The 24,533-nt window shown below is 71.0% G+C and carries 22 protein-coding genes, 1 tRNA gene and 1 pseudogene; 19 read left to right on the top strand and 5 right to left on the bottom strand.

Going from position 1 to position 24,533, the window contains the following annotated elements; genetic code table 11:
* The first annotated feature begins 19 nt into the window (after positions 1 to 19).
* A complete protein-coding gene (locus tag BR85_RS15765; protein ID WP_261798688.1) occupies positions 20 to 142 on the top strand; it encodes a hypothetical protein in 123 nt (40 codons plus the stop codon).
* A gap of 31 nt (positions 143 to 173) precedes the next feature.
* Here the strand turns inward: BR85_RS15765 and BR85_RS03975 are convergent, their stop codons facing one another.
* Positions 174 to 428, bottom strand: coding sequence for a hypothetical protein (locus BR85_RS03975; RefSeq protein WP_028495358.1), 255 nt, complete (start codon positions 426 to 428; stop codon positions 174 to 176).
* A gap of 77 nt (positions 429 to 505) precedes the next feature.
* On the opposite strand from BR85_RS03975, the gene BR85_RS03980 reads away from it, so the two are divergent.
* The 10 genes and pseudogenes from BR85_RS03980 (at position 506) to serA (ending at position 11,227) form a co-directional block, all read left to right on the top strand.
* Entirely contained in the window at positions 506 to 1,927 is a 1,422-nt protein-coding gene (locus BR85_RS03980; RefSeq protein WP_028495359.1) for an alpha,alpha-trehalose-phosphate synthase (UDP-forming), read from the top strand.
* Positions 1,924 to 2,709 (top strand): trehalose-phosphatase, encoded by a 786-nt coding sequence (otsB, locus tag BR85_RS03985; protein ID WP_028495360.1) that lies wholly within the window; start codon positions 1,924 to 1,926, stop codon positions 2,707 to 2,709. The genes BR85_RS03980 and otsB overlap by 4 nt, the downstream gene beginning before the upstream one ends.
* 29 nt (positions 2,710 to 2,738) lie before the next feature.
* A complete protein-coding gene (gene ilvD / locus BR85_RS03990; RefSeq protein WP_028495361.1) occupies positions 2,739 to 4,445 on the top strand; it encodes a dihydroxy-acid dehydratase in 1,707 nt (568 codons plus the stop codon).
* A gap of 41 nt (positions 4,446 to 4,486) precedes the next feature.
* Entirely contained in the window at positions 4,487 to 6,286 is a 1,800-nt protein-coding gene (locus BR85_RS03995; protein WP_028495362.1) for an acetolactate synthase large subunit, read from the top strand.
* A gap of 3 nt (positions 6,287 to 6,289) precedes the next feature.
* Positions 6,290 to 6,799 carry an acetolactate synthase small subunit gene (ilvN, locus tag BR85_RS04000; RefSeq protein WP_028495363.1) on the top strand — a complete coding sequence of 170 codons (510 nt, stop codon included), beginning with the start codon at positions 6,290 to 6,292 and terminating at the stop codon, positions 6,797 to 6,799.
* Positions 6,800 to 6,834: 35 nt separating this feature from the next.
* Positions 6,835 to 7,860 carry a ketol-acid reductoisomerase gene (gene ilvC / locus BR85_RS04005; protein ID WP_028495364.1) on the top strand — a complete coding sequence of 342 codons (1,026 nt, stop codon included), beginning with the start codon at positions 6,835 to 6,837 and terminating at the stop codon, positions 7,858 to 7,860.
* A 137-nt stretch (positions 7,861 to 7,997) separates the two neighbouring features.
* Positions 7,998 to 8,606 (top strand): annotated as a pseudogene (locus BR85_RS04010) (copper homeostasis protein CutC); the annotation flags it as partial.
* A gap of 32 nt (positions 8,607 to 8,638) precedes the next feature.
* A complete protein-coding gene (locus tag BR85_RS04015; protein WP_028495365.1) occupies positions 8,639 to 9,160 on the top strand; it encodes a hypothetical protein in 522 nt (173 codons plus the stop codon).
* Positions 9,157 to 9,495 carry a hypothetical protein gene (locus tag BR85_RS04020; RefSeq protein ID WP_028495366.1) on the top strand — a complete coding sequence of 113 codons (339 nt, stop codon included), beginning with the start codon at positions 9,157 to 9,159 and terminating at the stop codon, positions 9,493 to 9,495. Before BR85_RS04015 ends, BR85_RS04020 begins: the two co-directional genes overlap by 4 nt.
* A gap of 127 nt (positions 9,496 to 9,622) precedes the next feature.
* Positions 9,623 to 11,227, top strand: a complete 1,605-nt coding sequence (gene serA, locus BR85_RS04025) for a phosphoglycerate dehydrogenase (RefSeq protein WP_028495367.1) — start codon at positions 9,623 to 9,625, stop codon at positions 11,225 to 11,227.
* Between the two features lie 3 nt (positions 11,228 to 11,230).
* On the opposite strand, the gene BR85_RS04030 is transcribed toward serA, so the two are convergent.
* The gene (locus BR85_RS04030; protein WP_028495368.1) at positions 11,231 to 11,776 is read right to left on the bottom strand and encodes a TetR/AcrR family transcriptional regulator; all 546 of its coding nucleotides are present in this window, start codon (positions 11,774 to 11,776) and stop codon (positions 11,231 to 11,233) included.
* Between the two features lie 37 nt (positions 11,777 to 11,813).
* Between BR85_RS04030 and BR85_RS04035 the strand changes: the two genes are divergently transcribed.
* From BR85_RS04035 to BR85_RS04055, 5 genes are read left to right on the top strand one after another with little or no spacing between them, the layout of a single operon-like run.
* A complete protein-coding gene (locus BR85_RS04035; protein WP_092896826.1) occupies positions 11,814 to 13,397 on the top strand; it encodes an MFS transporter in 1,584 nt (527 codons plus the stop codon).
* On the top strand, positions 13,360 to 14,412 hold the full coding sequence (locus BR85_RS04040; protein WP_028495369.1) for a 3-isopropylmalate dehydrogenase: 1,053 nt from the start codon (positions 13,360 to 13,362) through the stop codon (positions 14,410 to 14,412). The genes BR85_RS04035 and BR85_RS04040 overlap by 38 nt, the downstream gene beginning before the upstream one ends.
* Before the next feature lie 52 nt (positions 14,413 to 14,464).
* Positions 14,465 to 15,559, top strand: a complete 1,095-nt coding sequence (locus BR85_RS04045; RefSeq protein ID WP_028495370.1) for a branched-chain amino acid aminotransferase — start codon at positions 14,465 to 14,467, stop codon at positions 15,557 to 15,559.
* A gap of 3 nt (positions 15,560 to 15,562) precedes the next feature.
* Complete coding sequence (locus BR85_RS04050) at positions 15,563 to 16,330, top strand: fumarylacetoacetate hydrolase family protein (protein WP_028495371.1); 768 nt, start codon at positions 15,563 to 15,565, stop codon at positions 16,328 to 16,330.
* Positions 16,323 to 17,555 (top strand): MFS transporter, encoded by a 1,233-nt coding sequence (locus BR85_RS04055; protein ID WP_028495372.1) that lies wholly within the window; start codon positions 16,323 to 16,325, stop codon positions 17,553 to 17,555. Before BR85_RS04050 ends, BR85_RS04055 begins: the two co-directional genes overlap by 8 nt.
* A gap of 85 nt (positions 17,556 to 17,640) precedes the next feature.
* On the opposite strand, the gene BR85_RS04060 is transcribed toward BR85_RS04055, so the two are convergent.
* A complete protein-coding gene (locus tag BR85_RS04060; RefSeq protein WP_028495373.1) occupies positions 17,641 to 17,868 on the bottom strand; it encodes a VOC family protein in 228 nt (75 codons plus the stop codon).
* Between the two features lie 68 nt (positions 17,869 to 17,936).
* On the opposite strand from BR85_RS04060, the gene gltX reads away from it, so the two are divergent.
* Positions 17,937 to 19,451 (top strand): glutamate--tRNA ligase, encoded by a 1,515-nt coding sequence (gene gltX, locus BR85_RS04065; RefSeq protein WP_028495374.1) that lies wholly within the window; start codon positions 17,937 to 17,939, stop codon positions 19,449 to 19,451.
* A 73-nt stretch (positions 19,452 to 19,524) separates the two neighbouring features.
* Positions 19,525 to 19,596, top strand: a tRNA-Gln gene (locus BR85_RS04070).
* A 70-nt stretch (positions 19,597 to 19,666) separates the two neighbouring features.
* On the opposite strand, the gene BR85_RS04075 is transcribed toward BR85_RS04070, so the two are convergent.
* Positions 19,667 to 21,679, bottom strand: coding sequence for a DUF262 domain-containing protein (locus BR85_RS04075; RefSeq protein WP_028495375.1), 2,013 nt, complete (start codon positions 21,677 to 21,679; stop codon positions 19,667 to 19,669).
* Positions 21,680 to 21,819: 140 nt separating this feature from the next.
* Here BR85_RS04075 and BR85_RS04080 point away from each other — a divergent pair, with 140 nt between their 5' ends.
* On the top strand, positions 21,820 to 22,593 hold the full coding sequence (locus BR85_RS04080) for a hypothetical protein (protein WP_028495376.1): 774 nt from the start codon (positions 21,820 to 21,822) through the stop codon (positions 22,591 to 22,593).
* 67 nt (positions 22,594 to 22,660) lie between these two features.
* Here the strand turns inward: BR85_RS04080 and BR85_RS04085 are convergent, their stop codons facing one another.
* On the bottom strand, positions 22,661 to 24,304 hold the full coding sequence (locus tag BR85_RS04085; RefSeq protein WP_028495377.1) for a YhgE/Pip domain-containing protein: 1,644 nt from the start codon (positions 24,302 to 24,304) through the stop codon (positions 22,661 to 22,663).
* Positions 24,305 to 24,533 lie beyond the last annotated feature (229 nt).

Here is a 24,533-nt window from a genome sequence, read left to right on the forward strand (position 1 = left end):
CGATCCTCGAGGAGCCTCCATGTGCCGACCCGTCTCCTGCGACAGCTGCGGCAAGACCACGTGGGCCGGCTGCGGCGAGCACATCGAGCAGGCTCTCGCGGGGGTCGGCCCCGCCGAGCGCTGCACCTGCGCACGCGGCTGACCGCGGTGCGCGGCTGACCGCGGCGCCGGCGTCAGCGCTGCAGGCGGCGCTTCAGGAGCTTCTGCTCCTTGCCGGCGACGGGCGAGTCCTGGGCGATGAGCTTGCCGCGGGAGGCGCGACGCGTGTCGACGATGGCGCCGACGGACAGTGCCAGGGTGATCCCCCAGCTGAGCCAAGCGAGGGCGATGCGCCACGTGAACGGCTCGTTGCCGCGGATGCCGCGCAGCAGCGCGAGGCCGCTCGTGACGGCGGAGATGATCCCGGTTCCGAAGAGGTACTTGCGCATGCGCTCCACGCTACCCGGCGGACACGCGGGACGCGCGGCTTGTTAGCCTGGACGTTCGCACCGCCGAGAGGATCATCGTGACCGACCACGCTGCCGTGTCCGATTTCGTCGTCGTCTCCAACCGCCTCCCCGTCGACCGCACCGACGACCCCGAGGAGCCGTGGCGTCGCTCGCCCGGCGGCCTCGTGACGGCGCTCGCCCCGTTCATGCGGCGCACCGACGGCGCGTGGGTGGGATGGCCGGGACAGGCCGGTGTGGAGCTCGACCCGTTCGAGACCGACGGGATGCAGCTGGTCCCCGTGACGCTGTCCGCGGAGGACGTGGAGCTCTACTACGAGGGCTTCTCGAACGACACCATCTGGCCGCTCTACCACGACGTCATCTCCCCGCCCCGCTACCGCCGCGAATGGTGGCAGGCCTACGTCCGCGTCAACCGCCGCTTCGCCGAGGCCGCCGCGGCCGCCGCGGCCGACGGTGCGACGGTGTGGGTGCACGACTACCAGCTGCAGCTGGTCCCGAAGCTCCTCCGGGAGCTGCGGCCCGACCTCGTGATCGGCTACTTCCACCACATCCCGTTCCCGGCCTACGGCCTGTACTCGCAGCTGCCCTGGCGCCGTCAGGTGCTCGAGGGGCTCCTGGGGGCCGACGTCATCGGCTTCCAGCGCGTCGCCGACGCCAGCAACTTCGCGCGGTCCGTGCGGCGTCAGCTGCGCTACGACACGAAGGCGACCGGCATCACGGTGCCGCAGCCCGGCGGGGGAGAGCGGCTCGCGCTCGCGAAGGCGTTCCCGATCTCCATCGACGTCGACGACTACGTCCAGCTCGCGCACAGCCCGGCCGTGCGCGCGCGCGCCGCGGAGATCCGGGAGAGCCTCGGCAACCCGAAGAAGGTGCTGCTGGGAGTGGACCGCCTCGACTACACGAAGGGCATCGGCCACCGGCTCAAGGCCTTCGGCGAGCTCCTCGACGACGGCAGGCTCGACGTGGAGGACGTCACCCTCATCCAGGTCGCGAGCCCGAGCCGCGAGCGGGTCGACGCCTACATGCAGCTGCGCGACGAGGTGGAGCTCGCGGTCGGCCGCATCAACGGCTCCGTCGACACCGTCGGGCACACCGCCATCCGCTACCTGCACCAGTCCTTCCCCCGGGAGGAGATGGTGGCCCTCTACCTCGTCGCGGACGTCATGCTCGTCACGGCCCTCCGCGACGGCATGAACCTCGTCGCGAAGGAGTACGTCGCGAGCCGCATCGACAACCGGGGCGTCCTCGTGCTGAGCGAGTTCGCGGGCGCGGCCGACGAGCTCGGCAGCGCGATCCGCATCAACCCGCACGACATCGACGCCCTCAAGGACGAGATCGTCCGCGCGATCGAGATGACCCCCGCCGAGCAGGGCCGCCGGATGCGCGCGCTCCGCCGCCGCGTGAGCGACCACACCGTCGACGACTGGTCCCGCGACTTCCTCGCGGCGCTGGATGCCGCGCGGCAGGCCCGCTCGTGACGCTCGACGCCGACCTGGCCGCGCTCGCCCGGACCCCCAGGCTCCTCATCGCCCTCGACTTCGACGGGACGCTCGCGCCGCTGCAGGACGAGCCGATGCGCTCCCGCATGCTGCCGGAGGCGCGGACGTCGCTGGAGCGCCTCGCCGCCCTCCCGGACACCGTCGTCGCCCTCGTCTCTGGGCGGACCCTCGCGCACCTCGAGGAGATCAGCGAGCACACCGCCGACTCCCGCATCCACCTCGCCGGCTCGCACGGCGCCGAGTTCTGGCACCCGGACGGCGACGGCGCCGCGCACGCCGCGGAACCCGGTGCGGACGCCGACGAGGACGCCACGCTGCGCGACGACCTCATCCGGCGCGCGCAGGAGATCGTCGCGCCGCTGCCCGGTGCGTGGATCGAGGCGAAGATGTTCGGGTTCGGTCTGCACACCCGTCTGGCCTCGGAAGCGGATGCCGCGGCGGCGACCGCCGCGATCGACGCGCTCGTCGCGGAGCGGGCGCCGGCGTGGCGTCGCCGCACCGGGCAGGACATCCTCGAGTTCGCCTCCCGGCAGGAGGGCAAGGACTCCGCCGTCCGGGCGCTGCGGGCGCAGGCCGAAGCGACGGCCGTGCTGTTCGCCGGCGACGACGTCACCGACGAGGACGCACTGGCGGCGCTGGAGCGGCTGGACCTCGGCATCCGCGTCGGCCCGGGGGAGACGGCGGCACGCCACCGTGTGCCGGATGCCGCGGCCCTCGCCGCCCTCCTCACCAGGCTCGCCGAGCTGCGCGCGACACGGTGACCCCGCGCGGACGGGAATAGACTTCGAGAATGCCCGCACCCGACGAATCCATCGACATCAAGCCCCGCAGTCGCGTCGTCACCGACGGCATCGAGGCCACCACATCCCGCGGCATGCTGCGCGCCGTCGGCATGGGGGACGCGGACTGGGACAAGCCCCAGATCGGCATCGCCTCGAGCTGGAACGAGATCACGCCCTGCAACCTGAGCCTGGACCGCCTGGCACAGGGGGCCAAGGAGGGCGTGCACGCCGGCGGCGGCTACCCGCTGCAGTTCGGCACCATCTCCGTCTCCGACGGCATCTCGATGGGCCACGAGGGCATGCACTTCTCGCTCGTGAGCCGCGAGGTCATCGCCGACTCCGTCGAGACCGTCATGATGGCCGAGCGCCTCGACGGCAGCGTCCTGCTGGCCGGCTGCGACAAGTCGATCCCCGGCATGCTGATGGCCTCCGCCCGCCTGGACCTCTCCAGCGTCTTCCTCTACGCCGGCTCCATCGCACCGGGCTGGGTCAAGCTCTCCGACGGCACCGAGAAGGACGTCACGATCATCGACTCGTTCGAGGCGGTCGGAGCGTGCATGGCCGGGAAGATGAGCGAAGCCGACCTCAAGCGCATCGAATGCGCCATCGCTCCGGGCGAAGGCGCGTGCGGCGGCATGTACACGGCGAACACGATGGCCTCCGTCGCCGAGGCCCTCGGGCTCAGCCTCCCCGGCTCGGCCGCGCCGCCCGCCGCGGACCGCCGCCGCGACTACTTCGCGCACCGCTCCGGCGAGGCCGTCGTGAACCTGCTGCGTCAGGGCATCACGACCCGCGACATCCTCACGAAGGAGGCGTTCGAGAACGCCATCGCCCTCGCGATGGCGCTCGGCGGCTCCACGAACGTCGTGCTGCACCTCCTCGCGATCGCGCGCGAAGCCGAGGTCGAGCTGACCCTGCACGATTTCAACCGCATCGGCGACAAGGTCCCGCACGTGGCGGACATGAAGCCGTTCGGGAAGTACGTCATGAACGACGTCGACCGGCACGGCGGCATCCCCGTCATCATGAAGGCGATGCTCGACGAGGGCCTCCTGCACGGCGACGCCCTGACGGTGACGGGCAAGACACTCGCCGAGAACCTCGCGGAGCTGAACCCGGACCCCATCGACGGCACCGTCATCCACACCTTCGACAACCCGATCCACGCCACCGGCGGCCTCACGATCCTGCACGGCTCGCTCGCGCCGGAGGGCGCCGTCGTCAAGACCGCCGGCTTCGACGCCGCCGTCTTCGAGGGGCCTGCCCGCGTCTTCGAGCGCGAGCGCGGCGCCATCGACGCGCTGGCCGCGGGGGAGATCGAGGCGGGGAGCGTCGTCGTCATCCGCTACGAGGGACCCAAGGGCGGCCCCGGCATGCGGGAGATGCTCGCGATCACCGCCGCCATCAAGGGCGCGGGGCTCGGGAAAGATGTACTACTGTTGACGGACGGTCGATTCTCAGGCGGCACAACCGGACTGTGCATCGGCCACATAGCACCCGAAGCGGTGGACGCAGGTCCCATCGCCTTCGTGCGCGATGGTGATCTGATACGGGTCGATATCGCGGCTCGCACTCTCGACCTACTCGTCGACGACGCAGAGCTGAGCTCCCGCCGCTCCGGCTGGGAGCCCCTTCCCCCGCGCTATACCCGTGGCGTCTTGGCCAAGTACTCGAAGCTCGTGCGCTCCGCTGCGGAGGGCGCGACGACCGGCTAGGCCCTCCCACACTCGCCCATCGATCACGAGGTCTCACACCCATGTCATCCGACACTGCGGCCGTGCCCCGGCCGCCCGCACGCAGTTCGTCCGCGCCCCTCCTCACAGGAGCCCAGGCCGTCGTCCGCTCGCTCGAGCTCCTCGGGGTGACCGATGTGTTCGGGCTCCCGGGCGGCGCGATCCTGCCGGTCTACGACCCGCTCATGGACTCCACGGAGCTCCGGCACATCCTCGTCCGCCACGAGCAGGGCGCCGGCCACGCGGCCGAGGGCTACGCCGCGGCCTCCGGGAAGACGGGCGTCGCGATCGCGACCTCCGGCCCCGGCGCGACGAACCTCGTCACCGCGATCGCCGACGCCTACATGGACTCCATGCCGATCGTGTGCATCACGGGCCAGGTGTTCTCGACCCTGATGGGCACCGACGCCTTCCAGGAAGCAGACATCGTCGGCATCACGATGCCGATCACGAAGCACTCGTTCCTCGTGAAGGATGCCTCGGAGATCCCCGGCGCCATCGCGGCGGCGTTCGAGATCGCCTCCACCGGCCGCCCCGGGCCCGTCCTCGTGGACATCACGAAGGATGCGCAGCAGGCCGAGGTGCCCTTCATCTGGCCGCCGAAGATCGACCTGCCCGGTTACCGGCCCGTCGTGAAGGCGCACGGCAAGCAGATCCAGGCCGCCGCACAGCTCCTCGCCACGGCGAAGAAGCCCGTGCTGTACGTCGGCGGCGGCGTCATCCGCTCCGGCGCGTCGGCCGAGCTGCTGCGCCTGGCCGAGTCGACCGGCGCCCCTGTCGTGACGACGCTCATGGCGCGCGGCGCGTTCCCGGACTCGCACCCCCAGCACCTCGGCATGCCCGGCATGCACGGGACCGTCCCCGCCGTCCTCGCCCTGCAGGAGGCCGACCTCCTGATCGCGCTCGGCGCACGGTTCGACGACCGCGTCACGGGCAAGGCGGCGCTGTTCGCCCCCGACGCCCAGGTCGTGCACGTCGACATCGACCCCGCGGAGATCTCGAAGATCCGCACGGCCGACGTCCCGATCGTCGGCGACCTGCGCGAGGTCCTCGTCGACCTCGACGCCGCCTTCTCCGGCGCGACGGGCGCCGCCAAGCCCGACATCGCGGAGTGGTGGTCGTACCTCGACGGCCTCCGCGACGAGTTCCCGCTCGGCTACAGCCAGCCCAGCGACGGCCTCATGTCGCCCCAGTACGTCATCCAGCGCATCGGCGAGCTGACCGGACCGGAGGGCATCTACGCAGCCGGCGTCGGCCAGCACCAGATGTGGGCGGCGCAGTTCATCAAGTACGAGCGTCCCAACGCGTGGCTCAACTCCGGCGGCGCCGGCACGATGGGCTACTCGGTCCCGGCCGCGATGGGCGCCAAGGTCGCCGAACCCGACCGCGTCGTCTGGGCGATCGACGGCGACGGCTGCTTCCAGATGACCAACCAGGAGCTCGCGACCTGCGTCATCAACCAGATCCCGATCAAGGTCGCGATCATCAACAACTCCTCGCTGGGCATGGTCCGGCAGTGGCAGACGCTCTTCTACGACGGCCGGTACTCCAACACCGACCTGAACACGGGCCACGACACCGTCCGCATCCCCGACTTCGTCAAGCTCGCCGAGGCCTATGGCTGCCTCGCGCTGCGCGTCGAGAAGGAGGAGGACGTGGATGCCGCGATCCAGACGGCGCTGGAGACCAACGACCGCCCCGTCGTCATCGACTTCGTCGTCAGCGCGGACGCCATGGTGTGGCCGATGGTGCCGCAGGGGGTCAGCAACAGCTACGTCCAGTACGCGCGGGAGCACTCGCCCGCGTTCGACCAGGAGGCCTGAGCGATGAGCAAGCATGTCCTGAGCCTCCTCGTGGAGGACAAGCCCGGTCTGCTGACCCGTGTCGCGGGCCTCTTCGCGCGCCGCGGCTTCAACATCGACTCCCTCGCGGTGGGCGTCACGGAGGTGCCGGGGCTCTCCCGCATCACCGTCGTCGTCGACGTCGAGGAGCTTCCGCTCGAGCAGGTGACGAAGCAGCTGAACAAGCTCATCAACGTCATCAAGATCGTCGAGCTCGAGCCGTCGGCATCCGTGCAGCGCGAGCACATGCTCGTGAAGGTGCGCGCCGACAACCAGACCCGCTCCAACGTCATCGAGGTCGTGAACCTGTTCCGCGCCTCCGTCGTGGACTACGCCACCGACGCGCTCGTCGTCGAGGTGACCGGCGACCGCGGAAAGGTCGAGGCGCTGCTGCGCGCGCTCGAGCCGTTCGGCATCAAGGAGCTCGCCCAGTCCGGCATGGTCGCCATCGGCCGCGGCGGCAAGTCCATCACCGAGCGCGTCCTGCGCGGCTGAACTTTTCGAACCCCTACCAAGGAGAAACACACACCATGGCTGAGATCTTCTACGACTCCGACGCCGACCTCTCGCTCATCCAGGGCAAGAAGGTGGCCATCGTCGGCTACGGCTCGCAGGGCCACGCGCACGCGCAGAACCTGCGCGACTCGGGCGTCGAGGTCGTCATCGCGCTCAAGGACGGCTCCAAGTCCACCGCCAAGGCGCAGGAGGACGGCTTCGAGGTCAAGTCCGTCGCCGACGCCGCCGAGTGGGCGGACCTCATCATGATCCTCGCGCCCGACCAGCACCAGCGCGGCATCTTCAACGAGTCCATCAAGGACAAGCTGACGCCCGGCAAGACGCTCGCGTTCGCGCACGGCTTCAACATCCGGTTCGGCTACATCGAGGCGCCCGAGGGCGTCGACGTCATCCTCGTCGCACCGAAGGCACCCGGCCACACGGTGCGTCGCGAGTTCGTCGCAGGCCGCGGCATCCCCGACATCATCGCCGTCGAGAAGGACGCGTCGGGTCAGGCGTGGGACGTCGCGAAGGCGTACGCGAAGGCCATCGGCGGCACCCGCGCCGGCGTCATCAAGACGACCTTCACCGAGGAGACCGAGACCGACCTGTTCGGCGAGCAGGCCGTCCTCTGCGGCGGTGTCTCGCAGCTCGTCCAGTACGGGTTCGAGACCCTCACCGAGGCGGGCTACCAGCCGCAGATCGCCTACTTCGAGGTGCTCCACGAGCTGAAGCTCATCGTCGACCTCATGTGGGAGGGCGGCATCGCCAAGCAGCGCTGGTCCGTCTCCGACACGGCCGAGTACGGCGACTACGTCTCCGGCCCGCGCGTGATCGACCCGCACGTCAAGGAGAACATGCAGGCCGTCCTCGCGGACATCCGCTCGGGTGCGTTCGCGGAGCGCTTCATCGCCGACCAGGACGCCGGTGCGCCGGAGTTCCAGGAGCTGCGCGCGAAGGCCGCCGCCCACCCCATCGAGGCGGTCGGCAAGGACCTGCGCGCCCTGTTCGCGTGGAAGCAGCAGGACAGCGACTACGTCGAGGGCAGCGCCGCACGCTGAATGACTCTCGGCTACCCGCCGAGTACGGCTTGAAACGAGCCACGGAGGCCCGGTCCTGACAGAGGACCGGGCCTTCGGCGTGCTGGCACCTCACCTGCGTGCAGCACGTCCGGTGAGAGCAAGGGCTCGCCGTCGGAGGACTCACGCCCTCGATCGGCCTCGTCCGGGCCGTCTGCGACGCGGTGGACCCGGCGCTCGTGAACGTCCTCGTCCGACCGCGGAGCGGAGGCTTCGTCTACTCCCGCGAGGAGATCGACCTCGCCGCCGCCGACATCCGTGCCGTCACGTCGCACGGGGTCGGCGGCGTCGTCGTCGGAGGGCTGACCGCCGAGGGGCGACTCGACCTCGCCGCCCTCGCGCGCTGGCGGGATGCCGCGGGCTCTGCGGCCGTGGTCTTCCACCGCGCGATCGACGCGTCGCCCATGCCGGACGCCGTCTTCGACGCGCTCCGCGCCGCGGGCGTCTCGCGCGTGCTGACCTCGGGTGGGGCGGCGCGGTCGGTCGAGGGCATCGCGCGACTCACCGCGTACGTGAAGCGCGCCGACGGCGTCGAGGTGATGGCGGGTGGCGGCGTCGCGCCCGCGGACATCCCCGCGCTCCGCCGAGCGGGTGTCGGCGCCGTGCACCTGTCGGCGCGGAGGCGCACGGGCCGGGAGGCGCCGGCGGGCCCGGGCGGCGGGGAGGAGGGACACGACACGACCGACGCGGAGCTCGTTCTCGCCGCCGTCGCCGCGGCGCGCTCCTGACGCGCTGCGTCGCCCCCGGCTACGCTGAACGCGTGAGCACCGGACGCGACGACGACGCCCTCAGCTGGCAGGGCGACGACGACCCGACGCTCGACGTGGGCGCGAGCCCGGTCGACGAGCGCGATCCGGCGCCGTCCGCGCCGGCGGCGGAGCGCCCGGCGCTGCCCGACGGCTACCGGGCCGTGGGCCTCGGCAGTGACGAGGTGGGACGCATCGACGCCGACGGGACCGTGACGCCCGCCGGAGCCCCCGTGCCGCTCGGCAACGCGATGCTCATCGCGCTCGGCATCCTGGGCGGCGTCTACCTGCTGTACACGATCGGCTGGGTGATCGGCGCCCTGCGCCTGGACACGGTCGCGCCGATGCTCATCGTCTCGCCGGCGGCGTACGTGCCGGCGTTCTGGCTCGCCGTGCTCGCGCCGGCCCTGTGGTTCGGGGTGTCGCTGTGGCTCACGCGCGGCTCGGCCGCGTGGGTGCGCCTCGCCTGGCTCATCGGGGGAGCGGTGCTGCTCATCCCGTGGCCCTTCATCATGATCGGGGCGGTGGGACAGTGACCGAGACGACCGCATCCCGGGCGAGCATGCCGACGTGGCTCGCCGCCACGATCGCCGGCGCGTTCGGCCTCTTCTACGCCTACGCCGTGTGGAACGCCGTCGCGTTCCTCATCGACAAGGCGACGAACCCCGGACTGAACGGCCTCGGCTGGGCGGTGCTCCTGTTCGCGGTGCTCTTCCCGCTCATCGTCTTCGGCGCTGCCCTGGCACTCGGACTCCGCCGCCCGCCCGCGCACTTCGCGGCCCTGCTGCTCGCCGGGCTCGGGCTCACGGCCGTGTTCTGGCTGAACATCATCTCCTACGTGTTCTCCAGCGGCGCCTCGCTCATCGCCTGACCGCCGACGTCACACGGTCGGGGGGCTCTGCGCGCGGCGGGTAGGCTGGTCCTGCCACGCCCCGACGCTGTGCGGCGCGGCATCCCACCCCGCCGTCGCAACCGCGAGCCCCCGAAGGTCTGCCACCGTGTCCAAGCCTGTCGTCCTCATCGCCGAAGAACTCTCTCCCGCCACGATCGACGCGCTCGGTCCAGACTTCGAGATCCGCAACGTGGACGGGGCCGACCGCTCGGCGCTCCTCCCCGCCCTCGCGGAGGCGCACGCGGTCCTCATCCGCTCGGCCACGAAGATGGATGCCGAGGCGATCGCCGCCGCCCCCGCGCTCAAGGTCATCGCCCGCGCCGGGGTCGGCCTCGACAACGTCGACATCAAGGCCGCCACGACAGCCGGCGTCATGGTCGTCAACGCCCCGACCTCCAACATCATCTCGGCGGCGGAGCTGACGATCGGCCACATCCTGAGCCTCGCCCGCCGCGTCCCCGCCGCGCACGCGTCGCTGGCCGCCGGCCAGTGGAAGCGCAGCGCCTACACGGGCACCGAGCTGTTCGAGAAGACGCTCGGCATCATCGGACTCGGCCGGATCGGCGCGCTCATCGCCGCGCGCCTGCAGGCGTTCGGCATGAACGTCATCGCCTACGACCCGTACGTCACGAGCGCGCGCGCCCAGCAGCTGGGCGCCCAGCTCGTCACGCTCGACGAACTCCTGCAGCAGAGCGACTTCATCACGATCCACATGCCGAAGACGCCCGAGACCACCGGGATGATCTCCACCGACCAGTTCCGGCTCATGAAGCCGAGCGCGTACATCGTCAACGTCGCGCGCGGCGGCCTGATCGACGAGGAAGCGCTGCACAAGGCCCTCACGACCGGCGAGATCGCCGGTGCGGGCCTCGACGTCTTCACGAGCGAGCCGCCGGCCGCCGACGGCTCCGCCGCCCTCCTGCTCGACCTGCCGAACGTCGTCGTGACGCCGCACCTCGGCGCGTCGACGGACGAGGCGCAGGAGAAGGCCGGCGTCTCGGTCGCGAAGTCGGTGCGCCTCGCCCTCGGCGGCGAACTCGTGCCGGATGCCGTCAACGTCGCCGGCGGCATCATCGACCCGTACGTGCGCCCCGGCATCCCGCTCGTCGAGAAGCTCGGTCAGATCTTCTCCGCCCTCGCGCACAGCCCGCTCACGAGCCTCGACGTCGAGGTGCACGGCGAGCTCAGCGGCTACGACGTCAAGGTCCTCAAGCTCGCCGCGCTCAAGGGCGTCTTCACCAACGTCGTGAGCGAGACGGTCTCCTACGTCAACGCGCCGCTCCTCGCTGAGCAGCGCGGCATCGAGGCGCGCCTCCTCGTCGACGATCAGTCCGACGAGTACCGCAACGTGATCACGCTGCGCGGCGCGCTCTCCGACGGATCGCAGCTGTCGGTCTCCGGCACGCTCACCGGCACGAAGCAGATCGAGAAACTCGTCGGGATCAACGACTACGCGCTCGAACTGCCGATCGAGAAGCACCACATCGTGATGCTGTACACCGACCGGCCCGGCATCGTCGCGGTCTACGGCCAGAAGTTCGGCGAAGCGGGCATCAACATCGCCGGCATGCAGATCGCACGGCGTGCGGCCGGTGCGCAGGCGCTGTCGGTCCTGACGGTCGATTCCCCGGTCTCCGACGACCTCCTCGACGAGGTGCGCTCGGCGATCCAGGCCGACCTGTTCCGTCAGATCGAGATCACCGAGGCCTGATCCTCACGCGCTCGCGGCACGCTCCACGAGCGCGATGAGCGCATCCATCTCGGCGCCCTCCGGCACGGGGCCGGGCACGGCACCCGTGCCGAGCGCGTTGTTGAAGTAGAGCCCGTCGCTCACGAGCAGCACGAGCTGCACGGCCGTCTCGTCGCGCGTGTGCGGGCGGAGGGCGTCCGCCCAGAGCTCCCGCACGCGACGCAGCGCATCGACGGCGGCGTGGCTTCCCGCCTGGGCGAGCTTCGACCCGGCGACGAGCGCGCGGTCGATGGGGGAGTCGTCCATGACGGAGGTCCGCAGGAAGGCCGCCACGAGCCCGCCCGGCGCCGCCGACATCTCGTCGAGGTCGGTGCGCGCCAGCTGTTCCATGCGCCCCAGGAGCCCCTCATCGAGCGCCTCCTTCGAGGCGAAGTGGTAGAGCAGGCCGCCCTTGGACACTCCCGCCGCCGCGGCGGTGGCCTCGAGGGTCGCGTGCCGCGGTCCCTCGACGATGAGTAGGCGCTCATACGCCTCCAGGACGCTGTCGCGGGCTCGTGCGGGTCTGCTCACAGCTGTTACTATACCGGCTGGACGGTATAGAAACATGATGACACTGACAGAAGAGATCGCCCTCGCCGACAGCCGCGGAGCGCGGGTGGGATGGCGCGGCTGGGCGGCGCTCGTCGTGCTCATGCTGCCCGTGCTCCTCGTCTCGGTCGACAACACCGTGCTGAGCTTCGCGCTACCGGACATCGCCCTGGACCTGGCGCCCTCGAGCGCCGAGCAGCTCTGGATCATCGACGCCTACCCCCTCGTGCTCGCGGGCCTCCTCGTCACGATGGGGACGCTCGGCGACCGGTTCGGCCGCAGGCGCATGCTGCTGATCGGCGCGACCGGCTTCGCCGCCATCTCGGTGCTCGCCGCCTTCGCGCCGTCCGCGACGCTGCTGATCGCAGCCCGCGCGGGGATGGGCGTCTTCGGGGCCATGCTCATGCCGTCGACCCTGTCGCTGCTGCGCAGCATCTTCACCGACCGCGACCAGCGCCGGTTCGCGATCGCGGTGTGGGCCGCGATGTTCTCGGCCGGTTCCGCGCTCGGCCCGATCGTCGGCGGCATCCTGCTCGAGCACTTCTCCTGGGGCTCGGTGTTCCTCATGTCGGTGCCCGTCCTCGTGCCGCTCCTGGTCCTCGCGCCGCTCCTCGTGCCGGAGAGCCGCGACCCCCGCCCCGGTCGCATCGATCCGCTCAGCATCGTGCTGTCGATGCTGACGATGATCCCGATCGTGTACGCGATCAAGGAGTTCGCGGTGCACGGCGCCGGGGTGCTGCCGCTCGTCCTGGTCGTGGCGGGCCTCGGGTTCGGGATCGTCTTCGTGCGGCGCCAGCTCACCTCCGCCTCCCCGATGCTCGACATGCGCCTGTTCGGCCGGGGAACCTTCACCGGCGCGCTGCTGGTGAACCTGCTGAGCATCGTCGCGCTCGTCGGCTTCCTCTTCTTCGTCGCGCAGCACCTGCAGCTCGTCCTCGGCATGTCGCCCCTGGACGCCGGTCTCGCGCTCGTCCCGGGCATGCTCGCGATGATCGTCGCCGGGCTCGTCATCGTCCCCATCGCGCGGCGGGTCGACGCCCGCATCGTCGTCCCCACCGCCATGCTGTTCTCCGTCGCCGGGTACCTCCTCGTCGCCGTGTCGACGGCCGAAGCGTCTCTGGGCCTTCTCGTCGTCGCGTTCGTGCTGCTCGGACTCGGGATCGGCGCGGCCGAGACGGTGTCCAACGAGCTCATCCTCGCGAGCGCCCCGCCCGCGAAGGCCGGCTCCGCGAGCGCCGTCTCCGAGACGGCGTACGAGCTGGGCGCGGTGCTCGGGACGACGGTCCTGGGCGGCATCCTGACGGCGCTATACCGGTCCGGGATCGTCCTGCCCGAAGGGCTTCCCGCCGCAGCAGCCGACGCCGCACGGGAGACGCTCGCCGGCGCCATGGCCGCCGCCGACGGCCTCGACGCCACCCTCGGCGCCGCGCTGCGAGAGGCCGCGGCCCATGCGTTCGACGCCGGCGTCGGCGTCACGGCGCTCATCGGGGCGGGGCTGGTCGTCGTGGCCGGGGTCATCGCGGCCAGTACGCTGGGAGGGACCCCCACCCCGACCGAGGAGAGCAATGTCGCGCGTCATCAAACTGGCACTCATTCCGGGTGACGGCATCGGCCCCGAGGTCGTCGCAGAGGCCGAGAAGGTACTCGACGCCGTCACGGCCGACGCCGACGTCACGTTCGACAAGACCCGCTTCTCCCTCGGCGCCGCGCGCTACCTGGAGACCGGCGACACCCTGACCGATGAGGACCTCGCCGCGATCAAGGGCCAGGACGCCATCATCCTCGGCGCCGTCGGCGGCCTCCCCGGCGACCCGCGCCTGAAGGATGCCAACATCGAGCGCGGGCTGCTCCTGAAGCTCCGGTTCGAACTCGACCACTACGTCAACCTGCGCCCCTCGAAGCTGTACCCGGGCGCGCCCGGCCCGCTCGCCGAGCCCGGCGAGATCGACTTCCTCGTCGTCCGCGAGGGGACGGAGGGCCCGTACGTCGGCAACGGCGGCTCGATCCGCACCGGCACACCGCACGAGGTGGCCAACGAGACGTCCGTCAACACGGCGTTCGGCATCGAGCGGGTCGTGCGGTACGCGTTCGCCCAGGCGGAGCGGCGCCGGAAGAAGTTGACGCTCGTGCACAAGACGAACGTGCTCGTGCACGCCGGCGGGATGTGGAAGCGCATCGTGGATGCCGTGGCATCCGAGCACCCCGGCGTCGCCGTAGACTATCTGCACGTCGACGCGGCGACGATCTTCCTGGTCACGAACCCGGGCCGCTTCGACGTGATCGTCACCGACAACCTCTTCGGCGACATCCTCACCGACTTGGCCGGCGCCGTCACCGGAGGCATCGGCCTCGCCGCTTCGGGGAACATCAACCCCGACGGCGCGTTCCCGTCGATGTTCGAGCCCGTGCACGGATCGGCGCCGGACATCGCGGGCCAGCAGAAGGCCGATCCCACGGCCGCGATCCTCTCCGTCGCCCTGCTGCTCGATCATCTCGGGCTCGGGGCGCAGGCCCAGCGCGTGACCCGCGCGGTCGAGGAGGACATCGCGAACCGCGGCGGCACCGCCCGCACGACCGCGCAGGTCGGCGACGCGATCGCGGCGCGCGTTCAGGCGTAATCTGGATGCGCCCGTCGTCCCTCGTCGACGGAGCGCGTGGAACAGGACTGACATGACCCTCACAGAGACCGACCTCGCCCCGCTCGAGTTCGCCGTCACCAAGAACCTCGCCGCGAAGTCGGCGGCCCAGCGCGAAGAGATCCTGCGGAGCCCCGGCTTCGGCACGAGCTTCACCGACCACATGGTCGACATCTGCTGGTCGACCCGCGGCGGCTGGCACCGCCCCCGCGTGCAGCCCTACGGCCCGATCTCGCTCGACCCCGCGGCGGCCGTCCTGCACTACGGGCAGGAGATCTTCGAGGGGATCAAGGCCTACCGGCACGCGGACGGCTCGATCCACACGTTCCGGCCCGAGCAGAACGCCCGCCGCCTGCAGCGCTCCGCGCGCCGGCTGGCGCTGCCCGAGCTGCCCGTGGAGTACTTCCTGCAGTCGCTGCGCGAGCTCATCGCCGTCGACGCCGCCTGGGTGCCCTCCGGCGAGGACCAGAGCCTGTACCTGCGGCCCTTCATGTTCGCCAAGGAGGCCTTCCTCGGCGTCCGGCCCGCCGAGAAGGTCGCGTACTACGTCATCGCGAGCCCTGCCGGCGCCTACTTCAAGGGCGGCGTGCAGCCGGTCACGATCTGGCTGAGCGAGGACTACGCGCGCGCCGGCAAGGGCGGCACGGGCGCCGCGAAGACCGGCGGCAACTACGCCGCGAGCCTCCTGCCCCAGGCCGAGGCGTACGAGAACGGCTGCGACCAGGTCGTCTTCCTGGACCAGGACCGCAACGTCGAGGAGCTCGGCGGCATGAACGTCGTCTTCGTCCGCAAGGACGGCACGCTCGTCACCCCGCACTCCCCGTCGATCCTCGAGGGCATCACGCGCGACTCGATCCTGCAGCTCGCGGAGGACCGCGGTCACGCCGTCGAGCGCCGCGCGGTCTCGCTCGACGAGTGGCGCGAGGGCGTGGCATCCGGCGACATCGTCGAGGTCTTCGCGTGCGGCACCGCCGCCGTCGTGACGCCCATCGGGACGCTCAAGGGCAAGGGCTTCGAGGACGCCCAGCCCAGCGGCACCCTCGCGCTCGAGCTGCGCCAGCAGCTCACCGACATCCAGTACGGTCGCGCCGAGGACACCCACGGCTGGCTCGTCCGGCTGGACGGCTGAGCCGTGCGGATCGCCCGTTTCAGCCACCACGACGCCATCCGCTTCGGAATCGTCGATGAGACCGACCTCGTCGTGCTCTCCGGCGACCCGATGTTCGCCGGGTTCGACACGACGGGGGAGCGCGTGCCGCTGTCCGAGGTCACCCTCCTCGCGCCGGTGATCCCGCGCTCGAAGATCGTGTGCGTCGGCAAGAACTATCACGACCACGCCGCCGAGATGGGCGGGGAGGCGCCGGCCGAGCCGATGCTCTTCCTCAAGCCCAACACCTCCGTCATCGGTCCGAACGACGCCATCGTGCGGCCCGTGCAGTCGCAGCGCACCGACTTCGAGGGCGAGCTCGCCGTCGTCATCGGCCGGATCGCGAAGAACGTCCCGGCGGAGAACGCGCTGGACTACGTCCTCGGCTACACGATCGGCAACGACGTCACGGCCCGCGACCTGCAGCGCAGCGACGGCCAGTGGTCGCGCGCGAAGGGGTTCGACACGTTCTGCCCGCTGGGCCCCGCGATCGAGACCGACTTCGATCTCGACGGCGGAGCACGCGTCGTGACGCGCGTGAACGGCGAGGTGCGCCAGGACGGTCCGATCAGCGACATGGTCCACTCGGTGCCGGACATCATCGCCTACGCGTCGGCAGCGTTCACGCTGCTGCCGGGCGACGTCATCCTGACCGGCACGCCCGCGGGCATCGGCCCGTTCCAGGCGGGGGATGTCGTCGAGGTGGAGATCACGGGACTCGGAGTGCTGCGCAACACCGTGCGCGATGCCTGACGCTTCCGCCGTCACGACCCCGGAGGCCGTCGCCGCCCTGCAGCGGCGTACCGTCACGGTGCTGGCGGCCGGTCAGGTGCTGGGCGGCATCGCGTTCGGCGCGACCGTGTCGCTGGGCGCACTGCTGGCCGCCGACCTGTCCGGGCAGGACTCGCTGTCCGGTCTCGCGACCGCATCCGTCACCCTCGGCGCGGCGCTCTGCGCCATCCCCCTCGCGCGGCTCGCGGGTCGCCGTGGACGCCGCTTCGCTCTGACGCTCGGGAACCTGTTCGCGCTCATCGGGATCGCGACGGTCATCACGGCGGCCGCGGTCCGGTCGTTCCCGCTGCTGCTCGTCGGCGTCATCCTCATCGGCGCCGGCAACGCCGGCAACCTGCAGTCGCGGTTCGCGGCGACCGACCTGGCCGCATCCGGCCGGCGCGGACGCGACCTCGGCACCGTCGTGTGGGCGACCACGGTCGGCGGGGTCATCGGCCCGCTCATGCTGACGCCGGGGGAGGCGCTCGGGCAGGCGATCGGGATGCCGCCGCTCACCGGGTCGTATGCGTTCTCGCTCGTCGCGCAGGTGGCCGCGTTCCTGCTGTACCTGACGGCGCTGCGGCCCGACCCGCTCCTGACGGCGCAGCGCCTCGCGCGCAGCGGCGAGGCCGGCCGCGAGCACATCGTCGAGACCGACCGCCCGATCGCCGCGCGGTACGCGATCTTCGCCGTGGCCGGTTCGCACGTCGTCATGGCCTCCGTCATGGCGATGACCCCCGTGCATCTCGCCCACCTCGACCCGGCGCATGTCACGACGATCGTGGGGGTCACGATCGCGCTGCACGTCTTCGGCATGTACGGGCTGTCGCCGCTGTTCGGCATCCTCGCCGACCGGTGGGGACGGATGCCGACGATCCTGCTCGGCCAGGGGATCCTCGCCGCGTCGCTCGTGACCGCCGCGATCGCGCCGCGATCGCAGGTCGCGGTGCTCATCGCGCTGTTCCTGCTCGGCCTCGGCTGGAGCGCGGCGACCGTCAGCGGCGCGGCGCTGCTGACCGAGAGCACGCTCACCGCGATGCGGCCGAGGAGACAGGGACGCAGCGACACCATCATGACGCTGTCCGCCGCCGTCGGTTCGGTGCTCGCCGGGGTCGTGCTGGGCTGGATCGGCTACGGGGGGCTCGCGCTCGTCGCGCTCGGCATCGTCGTCATGGTCACGGTGCTGTCGCCCTACGCTCGGCGCTGATCCCGGCCGCCGAACGGAGCCCACCGTGCCAGGGGGTTCCGACATTCCCACCGGTCTGCCGACGTCAGGCCGAAGCCCCGACGGCTCAGTCCTCGGCGACGATCTCCGCCTTGAATCCGGCGGTGTTCTCCAGCCATCCCGCATACTGGTCGGGCCCGCCGGCGTGCGGCCCACCCAGGAAGGCCAGATGGTTCACTCCCGCGCGTCGCCGGTCGTGCCCCGCAGGGCCGAGCCGCTCGAGCAGCCATCCCCACTCCGCGGCGGCGGCATCCAGGTCGGCGACCCACATCTCGACGTGATGGAAACCCGGCATCCACCGACTCTCGCAGCCCGAAGCCCGCTCGCCAAGTCGCCGCACGCGCGCGAACTAGACTGGACCGGATGTCTTCTGCACCCGATCCCCGCACCACGACCGCCACCGGCTCCGATATCCGCGTGCGCTTCTGCCCCTCTCCGACGGGGCTGCCGCACGTGGGAATGGTCCGCACGGCGCTCTTCAACTGGGCGTACGCGCGCCACAACGGCGGCAAGCTGGTGTTCCGCATCGAGGACACCGACGCCGCCCGCGACAGCGAGGAGAGCTACCGCCAGCTCCTCGATGCGCTGACCTGGCTCGAGATCGACTGGGACGAGGGCGTCGAGAAGGGCGGCCCGCACGCCCCGTACCGTCAGTCGCAGCGCCACGACATCTACCGCGGCGTCCTGGACAAGCTCATCGCCGCCGGCGCCGTGTACGAGTCGTACTCGACGGCGGAGGAGATCGACGCGCGCAACGAGGCCAACGGCCGCGCGAAGCAGCTCGGCTACGACAACTACGACCGCACCCTCACCGAGGAGCAGAAGGCCGCCTTCCGCGCCGAGGGGCGCGAGCCCGCGTGGCGCCTGCGGGTGCCCGACCACGACCTCACCTACGTCGACCTCATCCGCGGCGAGGTGACCTTCCCGGCCGGCTCCTTCCCGGACTTCGTGATCGTCCGCGCCGGCGGCGTCCCGCTCTACACCTTCGTGAACCCCGTGGACGACGCCCTCATGGGCATCACCCACGTCCTGCGCGGCGAGGACCTCATGCCGTCGACGGCGCGTCAGCTCGCGCTCTACAGCGCCCTCATCGACGCCGGCGTCACGACATTCGTGCCGCGCTTCGCGCACATGCCGCTCGTCCTCGGCGAGGAGGGCAACAAGAAGCTCTCCAAGCGCGACCCGAAGGCCGACCTCTTCCTGCAGCGCGAGAAGGGCTTCATCCACGAGGGACTCCTGAACTACCTCTCGCTCCTCGGCTGGTCGATCGCCGCCGACCGCGACGTGTTCTCCCGTCAGGAGCTCATCGACGCGTTCGACATCGTGAACGTGAACCCCAACCCGGCCCGGTTCGACCAGAAGAAGGCCGAGTCCATCAACGGCGACCACGTGCGGATGCTGGAGCCCGCCGACTTCGCCGGCCGCCTCGTCCCGTACCTCGCTGCCGCGGGTCTCGTCAGCGAGCCGCCGACGGCTTCGCAGCAGGAGATCCTGGACGCCGCCGCTCCGCTCGTGCAGGAGCGCATGCAGCTCCTGGGCGATGCCCCCGGGCTCCTCGGCTTCCTGTTCCGCGACGCGGTCGTCTACGAGGAGGATGCGCTCAAGGGCCTCCCCGCCAACGCGGGGGAGGTGCTGACGGCATCCGTCGCGGCCCTCGATGCGGTTCCGGACGACGGCTTCGCCGCGGCGGCGATCCAGGACGCGCTGTCGGCGGCCCTCATCGACGGACTCGGGCTCAAGCCCCGCGTCGCCTACGGGCCGCTGCGCGTCGCCGTGAGCGGCCGCCGCGTCTCGCCGCCGCTCTTCGAGTCGATGGAGCTGCTGGGCAAGCCGGAGTCGCTGCGACGCCTCGGAGCGCTCGTCGCGCACCTCGGCTGACACGCCGCTCGGTTTGGCGCGGCCCGCGGAGTGGGCTAAGCTTGATCTTCGGAACGGCTTCGGCCGGACCCCTTGGGGTATGGTGTAATTGGCAACACGGAGGTTTCTGGTACCTTTGTTCTTGGTTCGAGTCCAGGTACCCCAGCAAGGAAAAACCCCCGCTCAGGCGGGGGTTTTCCTGTTTTCGGGACGCGCGCGTGCCGGTCGCGGTTCAGTCAGCGCATCGCGTCGCCGATGTAGGAGTACTTGACGAACACCTCCGACGCCCAGCCCGCCTCGTCGAGGACGCCCTGCACCGCGGTCAGCATGTACTTCGAGTCCCATCCCATGTAGAGATACTGGCCCTCGGCGATCTCATCCCACGGGCCGTTCCACGCCATCGCGGGATAGACCGGTCCGCCACGACGCGCGCTGAAGTCGACGACGCTCTGCCGGGAGTCGGCCCAGAGCCGCTTGAAGATGCGGTTGAAGAGGTACTTGACGTCCTTGACCTCCCAGTGCTCGCCGCGGTACTCGACGTAGTCGAACTCCCGCTGCCACCCGCGCGGCCAGCCGCGGCGGCGCTTGGCATCTAGCACGGGGGTGAGGTTGTCGTCGTCGATGCTCACGACGGCCGGTCGTTCCCAGACCCGCACGAAGAGGTCGGTGAGGTGCTCGGTGCGGGCGGCGATGGCCGCCGTGCCCCACGCCTCGACGTCGGCCAGCTCGCGGGTCGGGACGACGCGGCTCCGGGCGTACAGGTCGCGCTTCACGGCGAACGATGCATCCAGCGCCCGGTCGGCGAGACCCTCCTCCAGGAGCGCGAGGTTGCCGAGCGTCTGCGCGAGCGCGCGGTGGCTGTTCTGCTCGTCGTCGGTGTACTCGGCCCAGCGCCGCGCGCCGTCGCCGCTCCAGTCATCCGGCGGCGCGAGCGGGAACACGTGCTCCACGTCGAGCCCCTCGACCTCGTCGACCCCCGACAGCCGCCCGAGGACGTACGGCGCGTGCGGCAGGTCGCCGTACTTGAGCCCCACGCGCACGCGCTCGTCCGAGGGGGTGATGCGCGCGATCGCCCGGACGAGCGCGTCGCGACCGTCATCCATCGCGCGGCACAGCCGGGCGACGAGGCGGTCGGTGGAGATCCCGACGATCTTCCTCCGCAGCAGCAGCGACTGGAGGTGCTCGAGGGCCGAGATCAGCTCGTCGACTCCCAGCACGCCGTGCCGGTGGTTGCGGTAGAGCCGCATGACGAGCGGATACATGCCGCGCCCGAACGTTTTGAGGTAGCCGAACTGGCGTCCGACCTCGGCGTCCGGAGCCTCGCCGGGCTCCAGGAGCAGGCGGTAGATCTCGGAGAACTCCCGCCACTGCGTCGCCCGCTCCCGGAGCGTCTCGACGTCAAGACGCGGGAACTCGTGCCGGAACGCGTCGTAGACCCCGCGCTCCCCGGTGACGGTCACCTCGCGCCCCGTCAGCATGACCAGGTAATGGCGCCAGAAGCCGCCGATCTGCTCGCCGGTGTTGCGCTCGATGGGCAGCCAGAACTGCTCCTCGATCTCGCTCTGCTCGGCGTGAGAGAGGCCCATCAGGACGTAGTTGTGGATCAGCTCGTGGTCGCGCAGCGGCTCGCCGGTGGAGTTCAGGCTCTCGAAGATCTGCTGCGCGTTCGCCTCCGCGCCGAGCGTGATCGACACGTGCTCGAGCTTCTGCAGGCCGCGCCAGATGTGCGCGGCCTCGCCCGGACGGATCTGGCTGCGGAAGAAGGCGTAGTTGTCGTCGAACCGCGACGCGCGCTCCTCGCCGGCGGGGGAGCGGTCGCCCAGCACCACGCTCTCGAACACGTCCGCCCACGCGCGGTGGGGGCGCAGCTTCGTGCGTGCCGGGTCGTCGGTGCGCACGAGGACCCGTTCGAGCTCGGCGGCCGTCGCCGGATCGTCCCCCTGCAGCGTGTGGTGCAGGGCCGCCACGAGGAGCATGAGCGTCGTGATGCGCTGCTGGCCGTCGATCAGCACGAGCTGCGCGTCATCCTCATCGGAGGTGCTCGCCGTGGAGAGGATCGAGCCGATGAAGTGGGTCTGACCGGCATCCGCCGCGGCGACGGCGCGGATGTCACCCAGCAGCTGCTCGCACCCGCCGATGTCCCACCGGTACTGGCGCTGATACACCGGGACGACGATCGTGGTGTCGGATGCCGAGAGCCAGCCGATCGTGTTGACAGCGGTCGCTTCGACATTCGTGGCGGTGCTCATATGCTCCGAATCGCTCCTCACCGGACCCGATCGAGTTTAGTCGCCGCGCTCCAGAAGGCTCGCAGGACGCCTCGGTAGGCTTGCCGCAGTTGGACCTGTAAAAAAGTGCTGGTCCTCTACGAAAGGGCATGATTCAGATCATGGGTTACATCAAGTCTGCGGCGCTGGAAGAGACCGGCTACGTCGTCCTCGACCGCTACAACAAGGAGATCGACCCCAAGGAGTGGCTCGACATCGAGTACGTCGACTGGAAGTCCTCCGGCGACACCCGGTTCGCGCCGCTCGCGTCCGCCAAGGGCGAGATCGAGTGCAACGGCTTCTGGAACCACAAGCCGCCGCGCACCGACAAGGACGGCGTGTGGATCCCGTCGCAGACCGAGAAGGCCCCCACGCTCACCGAGCGCGCGCAGGAGCCCGGCGCCAACGTCGGCCGCTGCCGCATCATCGAGCTGCAGCCGAACACCTACGCGGACTGCCTCTACAACCTGCACCAGGATGACAACAACCGGCTGAACCCGGACGGCACCGGCTGGGTGGTCCGCGGGTTCTTCAACCTCACCGACGACAAGACGAGCTACTTCGTCCTCCGTGAGAACCGCACCGACCCGAGCGAGGAGACGCGCATCGCCCTCCCCGCCGGCGCGCAGCTGATCGTCGACACGCAGCGCCTCTGGCACGCCGCCGCGCACTACGGCGACGAGCCCCGCTACTGCCTCATCACGTCCTGGACCTCCGGCCCCGAGCTCGACGCCTACATCGAGAAGTACAACGGCGTGAACAAGGTCGAGAGCTACCCCGTCGACCAGGAGACGCTGGATGCCGGTCAAGCCGAGCAGGCACGCCGCATCGCCGCGCGCGCGGCCGCCCTCGCCGCGCGCGGCCAGGCCGAGGTCATCGCGATGAGCGAGGCCTGAGCCTCTCCCACCCCACGCACAGAGGGTCCCGGCCGATCGGCCGGGACCCTCTGTTCGCTGTGCCGCGTCAGGCGCTGACGAGGCCGCGCACGCGGTTGCGGTGCGCGATGCGGTGCGCGATCCAGAGCGCGATGCCGATGAGGCCCGCGATGGCGACGCCGAACATCCACGGCAGCAGCGACGGGGTGAGGCCCGACGTGCCGGCGGCGAGCTGCCCGGTGCCGTCCGCGATCTTCGTGTTGCCGTCGCTGAGCTCGGTCGAGCCGGCGGCGAGCGTGCCCGCGCCGTCCGCGAGCTGCGTCGTGCCGTCCGCGAGCGTCACGGTACCCGTTGAGAGCGTACCGAGGCCGGTGGCGAGGCTGCCGGCGCCCTGGGCGAGCGTGCCGGTGCCGTCCGCGAGCGAGGTCGCACCGGTGGCGAGCGATCCGGCTCCCGTGGCGAGGTTCTGTGCGCCGGTCATGAGACGGAGCGAGCCGTCGTTGAGGCGCTGCGTGCCCGCGTTCAGCTCGGAGAGTCCGCTCGCGAGCTCGCTCGTCTTGCCGGCGAGCGTCGTGCCGCCGGAGGTCAGCTCACCCGACTTCGCGCGGAGCGTGGACAGACCGCCGGAGACCTCCGCGGCGCCCGCGTTCAGCCTGCCGAGACCCGCCGACAGCTCGGCCGACTTGGTCTTGGCCGTCGCGAGGCCGGTCGCCAGTTCGCCGCTCTTCGTCGCGAGTGTGTCCAGACCCGTCGACACGCCGGAGGCTCCCGCGCTGAGGGTCGCGGTGCCGGTCTTCAGGGTCGTCAACCCGTCTCGGAGGTCGGCGACGCCGTCCCGTACCTGGGCAGCGCCGCCGCTCACGGCATCCGCCCCGGTCTTGATGCTCCCGGCGGCAGCGGCGAAACTCTGGAGGTAGCCGACGATCGTGGCGTTCGCGGGGTCGGCCGACAACATGGTGGCGAGTCCGGCGATCTGGTCGCGGAGTGAGCCGAGGTTGGTGGCGACGTCGGCTGCGCCGGCGGCCACCGGCACGGTGCCGGCGGCTGCGGTGGTCGCGCCGGTGAGGGCGCCGGCGACGCCGGCGTCGACCCCTGCGGCACCGGACTTGACGCTCTGCGCGCCGGTCGCCGCGCCGCCGATCCCGGCGGCGAGCTGGGATGCGCCGTCAGCGGCGTCGCCGAGGCCCGTGGCGAGCTGCGCGCCGCCATCCGAGGCCGACGTCACGCCGGCGGCGAGCGTTCCCGCCCCGGAGTCGAGGCGGTCGATGCCGGCCTTGGCGGTGTCGATGCCCGCGGAGAGGCGTCCGGCACCCTCGGCGATCTGGCTCGCGCCGCCCGCGGCCTTCGTGGCGCCGGCGTGCAGCCGCACGGCACCGTCCCGGTTCGCGATGGTGCCGTCGGCGAGGGTGACGGCGCCCGTGGCGAGGGTCTGGGCGCCCGTGGACAGGGCGACGGCGCCGGCGGCGGCGGACGTGGCGCCGTCGGCGAGCTTCGTGGCGCCGTCGGAGGCCGTGGTCGCCCCGTCTTTGAGCTTCGCGGCACCGGCGGTCAGCTCGGAGGCGCCCGCGGCCAGGCGCTTCGCGCCGTCGGCGACGTCGGAGGCGCCCGCCTGCGCGCGCGCGGCCCCGGAATCGAGTTCCGCGGCGCCCGCGGTCAGCTTGGCCGCCGTCAGGAAGTAGAGGATCGTCATCGCCGCCAGCAGCACGCTGAGGGTGATGACCGTGATGCGCATACCCAACCCGTGGGTGTGTGCGTGGGTACTCGTCATTGAGACTCCGTTGTTTCGCGCCTGCGGGGCAGGCGTGGCGGGCACTCCGGCTGGCGCCGGCCGACACGTGATCGGGGATGGATCGCCGCCACCGGCGGTCCGCGAACGGATCGCCCGCGACGGCTGTGTCGCGGAAGTGCCCTGAAGCTAACAGGTGTTCACACGTTCCTGAGGGCCTGCCGCACGGGTCTAT

Source organism: Microbacterium sp. UNCCL10 (assembly GCF_000746195.1).
Taxonomy (GTDB): Bacteria; Actinomycetota; Actinomycetes; order Actinomycetales; family Microbacteriaceae; genus Microbacterium; species Microbacterium saccharophilum.

What these genes read in the sequence shown, in the direction of transcription:
- BR85_RS15765 (WP_261798688.1), top strand. Translation starts at nt 20, where the DNA reads ATGTGCCGACCCGTCTCCTGCGACAGCTGCGGCAAGACCACGTGGGCC.
- BR85_RS03975 (WP_028495358.1), bottom strand. Translation starts at nt 428, where the DNA reads ATGCGCAAGTACCTCTTCGGAACCGGGATCATCTCCGCCGTCACGAGC.
- ilvD (WP_028495361.1), top strand. Translation starts at nt 2,739, where the DNA reads ATGCCCGCACCCGACGAATCCATCGACATCAAGCCCCGCAGTCGCGTC.
- BR85_RS03995 (WP_028495362.1), top strand. Translation starts at nt 4,487, where the DNA reads ATGTCATCCGACACTGCGGCCGTGCCCCGGCCGCCCGCACGCAGTTCG.
- ilvN (WP_028495363.1), top strand. Translation starts at nt 6,290, where the DNA reads ATGAGCAAGCATGTCCTGAGCCTCCTCGTGGAGGACAAGCCCGGTCTG.
- ilvC (WP_028495364.1), top strand. Translation starts at nt 6,835, where the DNA reads ATGGCTGAGATCTTCTACGACTCCGACGCCGACCTCTCGCTCATCCAG.
- BR85_RS04035 (WP_092896826.1), top strand. Translation starts at nt 11,814, where the DNA reads ATGACACTGACAGAAGAGATCGCCCTCGCCGACAGCCGCGGAGCGCGG.
- BR85_RS04040 (WP_028495369.1), top strand. Translation starts at nt 13,360, where the DNA reads ATGTCGCGCGTCATCAAACTGGCACTCATTCCGGGTGACGGCATCGGC.
- BR85_RS04045 (WP_028495370.1), top strand. Translation starts at nt 14,465, where the DNA reads ATGACCCTCACAGAGACCGACCTCGCCCCGCTCGAGTTCGCCGTCACC.
- BR85_RS04055 (WP_028495372.1), top strand. Translation starts at nt 16,323, where the DNA reads ATGCCTGACGCTTCCGCCGTCACGACCCCGGAGGCCGTCGCCGCCCTG.
- BR85_RS04060 (WP_028495373.1), bottom strand. Translation starts at nt 17,868, where the DNA reads ATGCCGGGTTTCCATCACGTCGAGATGTGGGTCGCCGACCTGGATGCC.
- gltX (WP_028495374.1), top strand. Translation starts at nt 17,937, where the DNA reads ATGTCTTCTGCACCCGATCCCCGCACCACGACCGCCACCGGCTCCGAT.
- BR85_RS04075 (WP_028495375.1), bottom strand. Translation starts at nt 21,679, where the DNA reads ATGAGCACCGCCACGAATGTCGAAGCGACCGCTGTCAACACGATCGGC.
- BR85_RS04080 (WP_028495376.1), top strand. Translation starts at nt 21,820, where the DNA reads ATGGGTTACATCAAGTCTGCGGCGCTGGAAGAGACCGGCTACGTCGTC.
- BR85_RS04085 (WP_028495377.1), bottom strand. Translation starts at nt 24,304, where the DNA reads ATGCGCATCACGGTCATCACCCTCAGCGTGCTGCTGGCGGCGATGACG.